Annotated in this window: 1 pseudogene; it reads left to right on the forward strand. The window is 38.6% G+C overall.

The features are described 5' to 3' along the window. Positions 1–324 (forward strand): annotated as a pseudogene (locus IQR33_RS12630) (hypothetical protein); the annotation flags it as partial. Positions 325–677: the final 353 nt, after the last annotated feature.

The raw sequence follows: 677 nt of genomic DNA on the forward strand, positions 1-677 counted from the left end.
TTGAGCTCGCAAAATCGTTCAATTCCCATCAAAGATTGGTTTGAGCAATATCAACAACTAGAACCTCTTCCTTACCTAGGAGACGTGATGTTTTACGCGTTACTCCTCCCTCTAGCACAGTGTCAAACACCTTTGATCACGATTGAGTCACGTGAAAGGCACTGGTGGGAACAAAGCGTCCGTATCACTGAGGCTGGCAAGCAGTGTTTGGAAGGCTTAATACGAGCGAAACAATGCTATTGGGTTGGAGGGATTAAAAATACCAGTCAAAGTTATTGGAGCTGGGATCACCTCCAACTAACTACACTTGCCAACCATCATTGAGTTGACAAATATGAAAGCATAAAGGGTTCGTTGGCTCTGATGAACACTCAATACTAAATTATCCCTAAAGAAGCGACCGCTAGCCTGAATATAACTTAAATAGTTATGCAGAAATGCATCCACTCAAAGAGAGTATGCACTCTATCTCTTATTAAAATTTATTGTAAATCCTCTTTGTTATCGGTTGTATATTCGATAAAAGTGTTAAAATACAAACTTTTTATCCAGCCAACTCGTTAATATTTGGTTAAAATTCCATTTTTATTAGTGATAAAGTTCACATCTATTAACCATTTAGAGGATTATTCTTTCGTATTTTCTCACTCCGCTGCTAATCTGCTCGCCGCTTTGAA

Origin of the sequence: Vibrio sp. OPT46, from assembly GCF_015163535.1 — a bacterium.
GTDB lineage: Bacteria > Pseudomonadota > Gammaproteobacteria > Enterobacterales > Vibrionaceae > Vibrio > Vibrio alginolyticus.